Source organism: Lentibacillus populi (assembly GCA_014642895.1).
Lineage (GTDB): Bacteria > Bacillota > Bacilli > Bacillales > Amphibacillaceae > Lentibacillus_C > Lentibacillus_C populi.
Genome location: BMJD01000009.1, coordinates 96,082 through 105,738, shown reverse-complemented (window position 1 = coordinate 105,738; position 9,657 = coordinate 96,082). Strand labels below are relative to the sequence as shown.

The window sequence follows — 9,657 nt, the reverse complement described above, 5'->3', positions numbered from 1 at the left end:
GAATGTTGGTAAGTTCGGTGACGATTAAATCCTTTTGATCAACACTGATATATCCGGCATCTACAAATCGCTGAAAGATTACATCAGCATTCGTTGTGACCGTTTTTATTTGTGCGAGTAGTCCGGGAAGCTTATCATTTACATCACGAATCATTGTATCAATCTCGGACTGGTTTGTCGCATATATCTTTGCCACACTCCAAATTCCATCAAATTGGTTAACGACATCCATGTTTACGCCCAACAAATCCTGAATAGCAGCATTTGTCCCGCCATTTTGGGATGAGACAGTGTATTGAATAGCAAGCTCCTGCAGATCCTTCACTACATCATCCGGAATGTCATCCATGATGGAACGCAAGCCTGGATAGTCTGGAATAGTATCAATAGGTCTCACATCACCAAGAGTGAAGAATCCGCGTACACCGCTGACGGCGTATAGTGGGTCATCCTCTGAAATAATTTGGTGGATGTTTTTGGCTTTGTCTTTGTAAAAGTCTTCAGCGAATGTGCGTAATTTATCTGGGTCGATGTCATAAATAGCGTCCGGATCTGTTTTGGAGATCGAAAATTCCCTATTTACAGCTTCTTCAAATCTAAAATCGGCATTATAGATCTGATAATAATTCGTCTGTGCACCATTTACACTATACACCTCATCGAATGTATCGTATAATAAATGGGCTGTTGTATTATTATTATGTGCTAATGAATGTGATAAACCAATAATAGGTGTGGAATTTTCATCTTTTTTTCCATTTTCAACTTCGTGAATATTAAAATGGTTCTTGACATCTTTTACAAATTCAGCCGCATCTTCTGCCTGACTAACATTTTGCCCTGCTAACATTGCTTCCAAATTATATTCCCAATCCTCCATGCCCCTGCTTCCTTGTGATATAACATATAATTCTTCAATATTCTTTTCCATGGAATCTAAATATAATGCAGTACCATCATACCCAGATTCAGAACCAATATTAGCCTCTTCTGACGTGCGTACCTTAATATCTGCCTTCAGTTCCTGTCCCGTTTCTTCTAAATATATCCTCTTGACTTTCTTTATGACTTCGGCCTCAGATAAGTCATCGTCGTACCCTAATTGGATCAACCTTAAGCGCATTTCAGGCGAATTTATAATTGTATCGCTCATTAACCACTCACTTCCTCATCTCCATTTATAAATTGAATTGATTTCATCCATTCAATAATACGATCTTTGACAGCCTTTTTGTTTTCTTTACATACTTCTTCTTGGCGTCCACCACAATCGATTTGATAAACGGCCTGAATTCCGCCATGATTTTTTTCATTTTGCAAATAGCCTGCATACGTATAAAACCCATTCCGCTCAAAATAAGCGTAATAAAGTGATTGTTGGTCATCTTCAATTTCCAACTTTTTAAATTCTACTTCTTTACCTAGTCTATCTTTGAGATTATCCAAATAAGATTCCACATGATCCTTTATTTTAAAGGAATCATAATTGATTGTAATTGACGATCCCGTACCATTTTCATTTTCAATGCCAACTAAATATCCTTCTTTTTTCTTTTTTATGCGTCCGTACCCTTTTTCACCAACAATCCCACCAGCTGGAAAATCCATCTTATAAGCTCCTGTCCCTGACAAAAACGGATAATACCCTGGTCTTGTTTCCTCCGTGGATTGCAAAAACCCTCGAGTAAATTCATCATGAAACGCTCGCACATCCGGCAAGTCTTCCGGATTCATTTCGGATGGTTTTGTATTTGTTTTATCATTATCCATTTGACAACCTCCCAGCAGTATAATCGATATGGATAATAAGACATGAATCCAATATTTCACAATTTCAGCCTCCAATATCCTTCTAGTCGTATAGCTATCATTTCTACACATACCTAATCTTAGTATACATAGAGGCACAGAAGAAGTGTAGTTCTGGCATGAATATTCGTAAAAATAATTCTATTGACGCAGGAATTTTGATCTATGTATTGATTAACCACTGTTGGCATCTTTATTTACAAACCGGATTGATTCCATCCATTGAATGATACCTTCTTTATCCTTCTGTTTATTTCTTTTACAAATTTTTTCTAATTCCCCTCTGCAATCTTTATTATAAATTATCTTAATTCCTCCATTATTTATTTTATTTTGCACATAACCGGCATACGTATAAAATCCATCTCCTTCATAGTTGGTATAATAAACAGATTGCGAATCTCCATTGATTTTTTTAAAGTCAACATTCTCCCCTAATCTGTGCTCCAAACTATCCAAATAAGAGTCCACATTTTCAGTCCTGTGATAAGAATAATAATTAATGTTAACCATTGATCCAGTACCATCCTCATTTTCAATGTGAACAGGATACTCCTCATAACCTTTTTCCTTTATTGCATATGCCCTTTCACCAATAACCCCACCAGCTGGAAAATCCATCTTATAAGCCCCTGTCCCTGACAAAAACGGATAATACCCTGGTCTTATTTCCTCCGTGGTTTGTAAAAAATCTCGGGTAAATTCGTCATTAAATACTCTTACATCCGGCAAGTCTTCCGGATTCATTTCGGATGGTTTTGTATTTGTTTTATCATTATCCATTTGACAACCTCCCAGCAGTATAATCGATATGGATAATAAGACATGGATCCAATATTTCACAATTTCAGCCTCCAATATCCTTTCCGTTGTATAGCTATCGTTTGTAAACATACCTAGTCTTAGTATACATAGTGGAGTAAAAGAAGCGTAGTCCTTGAATGAATATTCGAAAAAATAATTCTATTGTCATAGAATTTTTAGATCTAGATACGAATTTCCATTGTTGGTATCATCATCTATGAACTGGATTGATTTCAACCATTCAATGACTCGATTTTTATCATCCATTTTACTTGACGGTCACATGAGGAAACCTATCTAATATAACGAAATAAATACAAACACAATTGATCATTCAATTTGGGGTGCATTTTAATTGACAAAAAATTTTATTTATGCTATAATTTACAATTAACATAATAATGTATATAATAGGATTCTCCTGGCCAGGGGAATCCTATTTTTTTTGATATAAATGAAGGAGTGTGTTTGCATGAAACAAGACGAGTCCAGTATCACTTCACTAATCTCTGCTTTTGGCAGAGCTTATCACAGCCAATTCGATACACCTAAAATTTTTAATGACTTTATCGCTAAAGATTTAATTTCAGAAGAGGAATTCAACGATGTTAAAGAGAATATGGTTGGGGGTATACAGTTCTTCAACAAAGATATAGCAGAAAAATTCAAAGGAAACAAAGAAGAAATATTGAAATGGATTACCCAAGTTCAACTTTCTCCAACGCCCTTGGCACGTGCTGCATATTGCGAACAAGTATTACGTAATGAGGTCCGGTTAGGTTTAAAACAATACGTCATACTTGGTGCCGGATTAGACACTTTTGCTTTTCGACATCCGGAATTGGAGAAAGTCTTGGAAATCTTTGAAATTGATTATCCCGCTACTCAGGAATTTAAACAAAAAAGATTGGATGAAGCTAATTTCAAGATACCGAATAACCTTCATTTTGTTTCGATGGACTTCACCGAGCTCTTTTCCTACAAGAATCTATTAGATGAAGGGTTTGCCAACAAAAAGACATTTTTTAGCCTTCTAGGAGTTTCCTATTACTTAACGAAAGAAGATCTTTCCGGCTTGATCGATCATTTAATTTCCAACGTTCCAACAGGTAGCTCTATCGTTTTTGATTATGCAGACGAACAACTATTTGAAGAAAAAGGGCTATCCAATAGAGTGGAAAACATGGTAAAAATGGCTGCAGCAGGCGGAGAGCCAATGAAGGCTTGTTATTCCTATTCGGAAGTAGAAAAGCTGTTGGAGAAATCAGGTCTATTAATTTACGAACATTTATCACCCGCTGACATTAATAAACGTTATTTTAGCGATCGAAATGATTACCTGTCAGCCTTTGAAACGATTCATTATATTCATGCTGTGAAAAAATAACACGCTGCAGAAGCACGATATGCTAAAACTGAGCATGTAGAACGGCCGAACAACCTTTTACCTGGGGTTGTTCGGTTGTTTTTTAAGATAAATACACATAGGATCCTGGCGTCCTCTTAATATGTCAGCCCGCCTGCATCAGCACGAATGACATCCCCATTAACAAAACAGGAATCGTCCGAAACAAGGTAATAATGCAATACTTGCTACTTCCTCCGGCTCTCCGTTTCTTGGTAATTTGGAAAGGGGGATCTCATGCAATCAAGGTATCCTGTTTGTAATAAACCTAGCATCTGCGGAATAGGCGTCGGGAAAAGGATTGCAGATGCGCAACGATCATTTTCCTGTAGGGGTTTTTTCGAAAATTCCTAGAAGGATCTTAGAAAGGTATGTATATGCTGGAATGTGTAAGGAAGACTGAAAATAAATAACTAAAGGGCCGCATCTTCCCCCATAATAATCTCATCCACCACCTTCTTAATACCCCCGTAAGATGTTGGCTTACAAACTTCTCTTAATGAAACCCGTTTCGCCGACCCAAGGGGATATCTAAGAAGTTCAAATTGAAGAAATATACTAAAATACTATTACTATTTGCCTGTTATTATACTAGAATGAATGTTCTTGCCAACAACAAATTTCGCTATTTTTCTAACTTTTATTAAGTCTTGATTTTGATCCAAAACATGGTAAATTAAACTTGAGTACTAAAATCGACTGGAAGTGAGTATTCTCATGCAAAACGTTGCCCCATTTGCCATAAACCAAATAACTGTGGAGTAAATAATCAGGAAAAGGATTGCTGGTGCACAACTGTCGATTTCCCAACCGAGCTATTTTCGAAAATTCCTGAGGAAGATCTCGGGAAGATATGTATATGCATGGATTGTGTGAGGAAGGCGGGTGAGGAATAGTTATTGAAAGGTTCCTCCACTTCATCGAGACTCATTATCCCTTTCCCTCATCCGACATTCAGAGTTACCTCTGCCCCTCCAAGACTCGCTATAAGGTGAATAGCTAGTTCTTTACTGTTGTGGTTCCCATCCATTATTGGATATAACCTAAGATCTTTCTTATCTTTAGAAAAAGGCAGCCGGTCACATAACCAGCTGCCTTTTTTTTACATTTCTTTCTTTCGGAACTTGGCAAGTACTTCGTAAACAATTGGTACGATGACAAGTGTTAATAGCGTTGAACTTATCAAGCCACCGATAACGGTAATGCCTAATCCTTTGGAAATCAGACCACCGCCTTCTGCGCCAATGGCCAGTGGAATCAGTGCACCAATCGTTGCAAGTGCTGTCATCAGGATTGGACGCAGCCTTGTAGCGCCTGCTTCCAGTAACGCTTCTCTTGTCGTAAGTCCCTCTTTTTCTTGATGGATGACACGATCAATCAACACAATCGCATTTGTCACGACAATACCGATTAGCATCAGCGCACCGATCATCGCCGATACGCTCAATGGCTCACCCGCAATCCATAAAGCGACCAGACTACCGATAACCGTAAACGGCAGCGAGAACAAAATGGCAAATGGAGCCAGTGCGCCATGGAAGGTCACGACCAGCACAAAGTACACAATTGCAATTGCCGCAAGCATCGCCAGACCAAGTTGTGAGAAGGATTCATTGATTTGTTCTGTTATCCCACCAAAATCTACGCTAACACCACTTGGCAGGTCAAGTTTGTCAATTTTCTCCTGCACCTGATTAGATACCGCTCCTGCATCATCGGTCTTGATGTCTGCTGAGACGGTGGCGACCATTTTATTGTCTCGACGCTGGATGGTCTCCGGAGATTTTCCTTCCTTGACATCCATCACGTCGCCTACTTTAATGGTTGTTCCCAGTGGTGTCTGGATCTCGACGTCAGTTAAATCCTTGACATTCTTGTAATCTTTTTTCTCTACTTCCACATAGACGTCCACATCCTCCCCATCATGTTTTACCGTGGTGAGCGGAGAATTGTCGCTCGTCTCACCTAAACTCATGCCGACTTGCGCTGCAGTCAAGCCATATTTGCTCAATTTTTTCTGATTGGCCACAAGCGTATATTGATCATAAGCTTCGGTAATACTGGAATCCACTTTCTCCAGATCTTTATTATCTTTCATGATGGATACAACGTCATCAGCACCTTTTTGGATGTCCTCAAGATTATCCCCATAGACATACAACTCCATTCCGCTGCCCATGCTCGAAAAGTCCATGCTCTTCCATTCGCCGATATCCGTTTGTTTGTTGAGATCTTTGATGATCTTGGAACTTTCCTCATCGAAGTTTTCATAATCCTTGTCATATTCGATGAAAAATAGTGCAGCATTATCTCCGCCACCCATTCCCATCATCGACAATGGACTATCTCCGCCGAGTGAATATTGATAGGTAGTAATACCGTCGCGATTACTAATTAAATCTTCGGCATCAGCAGCAATATCTTCGGCTTCTTCATGGGTTTGACCAGGTTCTGGTGTATAGGTTGCCATGACCATTTTTTGTTCTTGGTCAGCCAGAAAATTGACGCCGATGACTGGGAGCAAGAACAAACTCAACACAAGTACGACAACTGCACCACCAAAGGTGATCACTTTATGGTTCAAAGCCCATTCCAAAATACCCTTATAAAAATGAGCCAGTCTGCTCGGTTTCTTCTCCTGTTTTGGTTTGCCAGCAGCCGTGCCATTGTTTAATTGTTTTTTAAACAAGGAATGGGCCAGCATCGGAACAACCGTAATTGCCACAAGCAATGATGCAGCTAGTGCAAATACGACAGCGAGCGCGAATGGCATGAACAATTCGCCCACTTGCCCTTGTACCAAGCCCATTGGCAAGAACACGGCAATCGTGACGATGGTCGAAGATAGGATCGGGATGAACATTTGCCGTGTTGCTTCCCTAATCAATTCTTTGCCATGCTGTTGCTCATTTGGCAAGGCCATACGCCGGTAGATATTTTCCATCACAACGATCGAGTCATCGATGACACGCCCGATTGCGACGGTCAACGCGCCAAGCGTCATGATATTCAACGTGATGTCCATATAATGGAGCACGAAAATCGCAATCAACAGTGATAGTGGAATCGATACAATCGAAATCAGTGTCGTTTTAAAACTCCGCAAGAACAGCAAAATGATGATAACGGCAAAAAGGATACCGAACAATGCCTTATCCAGCATTGTGCTGACCGACTCTTCAATTGGTTCACCCTGGTCAAATGTGGATACAGAGGTGATCCCCAAGTCGTCTTCAAATTCATCTATCTGATCTTTTACTGCATTGACCACATCAACCGTATTCGCATCCGCCCCTTTGACAACTTGAACACCGATCGAATCTTCACCATTTGTTCTGGAAATCGATTCCGATTCGTTTACGAGTTTGATGTCAGCCAGTTTATCCAGTGTAACAGTTGGGATTTCAGGCGTCATTTGTGCTTGGCCGGCTTGATCCGCGTTAGGCATCTCGCCTTGTTGTGCTGATCCTTGTGCCTGAGCACCTGCATCCGGCATTTGTCCTTGCTGCGCGGCGCCTTGTTCGGATGCATTGCCTTGTTGCCCATCACCGCCAGGCATCTCGCCTTGCATGTTTTCCATTTGTCCTTGACCAGCCTGGCCTTGTTCCATTTGACCTTGTCCCGCAGCCGATCCTTGTCCTGCTTGTGGAGGGGTGTATGGTATTTTCAATTTCTTTAGATCCTTGGTACTAGCAACGTTGCCGTCAATTATGAGGTTTTTCACCTCGTCATCAAAATTTGTCAGCCCTAGCGGATAGGTGATATCTGATCCTTGGATCAATTGTTGCACGGTCTCTTCCGTCAATCCGTACTTGTCCAGTTTCTTTTTGTCAAAATCGATGGTTACTTTTTGCAATTGCTGTCCGGTTACCTGGACATCGGACACCCCGTCGATACCTTTTAATCCAGGCACGACATCATTTTCCACTGTATTTGTCAATTCCTCCAGTGACTGATCCGGGTTGCTAATGCTTAACGCGATGACCGGAAAAGCATTGATACTCAGACGTGATACATCCGGATCTTGTGCACCATCAGGCAGATCTGCTTTTGATACTGCCTCTTTGACGTCGTTGACCGCATTATCCATGTCGGTGTCAAAGTCGAATTCCAACTGGACGGAAGATGCGTTCTCCATGGAAGAAGAGTTAACCGTTTCCACTCCCTGTAGATTTTGCACGACTTGCTCAATGGGTTCTGATACTTTTTCCGCCACTTCATTCGGTGCCGCACCCGGATAAGTCGTCACAATCGATATGTTTGGCATGGTAATATCTGGCATGGTTTCCTGCTTCATATTCATGCCGGAATAAAGTCCTGTAACAACAACCAGTATGGTGAGAATCCATATAGCAAACTTGTTGTTCAGGGCAAAGTTGATGATGCTTTTCAAATTTCCCACTCCTCCATACGTACATTATGTTTTTATCTGCATGATTCATTTTTTCTCTATGATTCAGCTTATTTTCCAAAAAGGTGACAGCCAAAACCCGACTAGTCGGTCAAAAATATGGCGTAATTCCAAATACCTTTTGAAAAGCAATACAAATCCAAAGCATATGCGGATAATTAAAAATCACATTCCCTATATTAACCGACTCGTCAGTCTAAATCAAGTGCCAAGCACCATATTTTTTATCTTTTTGTTGACAGGATATGACTGATTGGTCATAATAAATGCAATGAGAAAAAATGTACGTACCTACAGGCTCTGAGCTTGGAATGAAACGAAACGGGTGAGGATAAAATGAAAAAAGATAAACGACAGGAAATCATTGAATCATCCATCAGGCTGTCTGCTGAAAATGGATTTTTTAACACGTCCGTTCAAGACATTGTCGATGTTTGCGGCATCTCCAAAGGGGCATTCTATCATTATTTTTCATCAAAAGAAGCGTTACATGTCGCGATTTTCCAATATTATTTTGATCAGATGAACGAAGCAATCCTGGCAATCGATCAAGCTGGCTTAGAGCCACGAGAAAAAATGAAACAGCAGTTGCGTGTACCATTTGAACAGCTGAAGAAACAGCGTGCGTTTTTCATCGTCTATTTGCGTGAACAGAATTTTTCCATCAATAAGGAACTGCGCAATGTGATAGAACAATCCAGAAAAGACACGATTGCCTGGTACTACCGGAATTTAATGGAAACCTATGGCGAGAAAATCAAACCCTACATCGCTGACATCATTATGCTGACGGAGGGCATGCAAAACAGCTATCTGGGAGCGATGTTATTTCACGATTTGAACTTGGACACCGATCGTGTTGCGGGATTTTTACTGAACCGGATTGATGATATCGTCCAAGCCTTTGAAAATGGGGAAAAATCCATCATCCATCCAAGCAGTTTCCAGCATTTGCTGCCGGAGCAAACATTTTCGCCTGTGGATGCAAAAAGCCAAGTTGCCGCCTTGCTGACAGACATGGAGGAAAAGCTGGCAGCAATGCCTCTTTCCAAAGTGCAAAAGAATGGGCTTCATCATGTAGTGCATTTTCTTCAAAACGAACTGGAGAAGCCCGAATTGGATCGGTATGCGTTTCAAGGGATGCTGGCTAATTTAAAGGAGGTTGGGGAGTTTGATCGTTATCGGGGAAAAATAGCTGGTCTTTTGGGACTACAGCTTTTGTGAGTGT

The 9,657-nt window shown here is 40.5% G+C and carries 7 protein-coding genes; 3 read left to right on the top strand and 4 right to left on the bottom strand.

Annotated elements, in window-relative coordinates; translation table 11 throughout:
* From IEX12_RS08170 to IEX12_RS08160, 3 genes are all read right to left on the bottom strand, one after another.
* The coding region (locus tag IEX12_RS08170; RefSeq protein WP_371871287.1) for a DUF6792 domain-containing protein at positions 1-1,153 on the bottom strand (1,153 nt) is incomplete at its 3' end.
* Positions 1,153-1,770: a YvcA-related protein gene (locus IEX12_RS08165; RefSeq protein WP_102415622.1), complete on the bottom strand. Its 618-nt coding sequence runs from the start codon at positions 1,768-1,770 to the stop codon at positions 1,153-1,155. The genes IEX12_RS08165 and IEX12_RS08170, both read right to left, overlap by 1 nt.
* 213 nt (positions 1,771-1,983) lie before the next feature.
* Positions 1,984-2,592 carry a YvcA-related protein gene (locus tag IEX12_RS08160; RefSeq protein ID WP_188724937.1) on the bottom strand — a complete coding sequence of 203 codons (609 nt, stop codon included), beginning with the start codon at positions 2,590-2,592 and terminating at the stop codon, positions 1,984-1,986.
* 493 nt (positions 2,593-3,085) lie between these two features.
* Here IEX12_RS08160 and IEX12_RS08155 point away from each other — a divergent pair, with 493 nt between their 5' ends.
* On the top strand, positions 3,086-4,000 hold the full coding sequence (locus IEX12_RS08155) for a class I SAM-dependent methyltransferase (protein ID WP_088049474.1): 915 nt from the start codon (positions 3,086-3,088) through the stop codon (positions 3,998-4,000).
* A 752-nt stretch (positions 4,001-4,752) separates the two neighbouring features.
* Positions 4,753-4,914, top strand: coding sequence for a cysteine-rich CWC family protein (locus IEX12_RS08150; protein WP_188724940.1), 162 nt, complete (start codon positions 4,753-4,755; stop codon positions 4,912-4,914).
* 206 nt (positions 4,915-5,120) lie between these two features.
* Here IEX12_RS08150 and IEX12_RS08145 read toward each other — a convergent pair whose 3' ends face one another.
* Positions 5,121-8,411 (bottom strand): efflux RND transporter permease subunit, encoded by a 3,291-nt coding sequence (locus tag IEX12_RS08145; RefSeq protein ID WP_188724936.1) that lies wholly within the window; start codon positions 8,409-8,411, stop codon positions 5,121-5,123.
* A 354-nt stretch (positions 8,412-8,765) separates the two neighbouring features.
* Between IEX12_RS08145 and IEX12_RS08140 the strand changes: the two genes are divergently transcribed.
* The gene (locus IEX12_RS08140; protein ID WP_088049472.1) at positions 8,766-9,653 is read left to right on the top strand and encodes a TetR/AcrR family transcriptional regulator; all 888 of its coding nucleotides are present in this window, start codon (positions 8,766-8,768) and stop codon (positions 9,651-9,653) included.
* Positions 9,654-9,657: the final 4 nt, after the last annotated feature.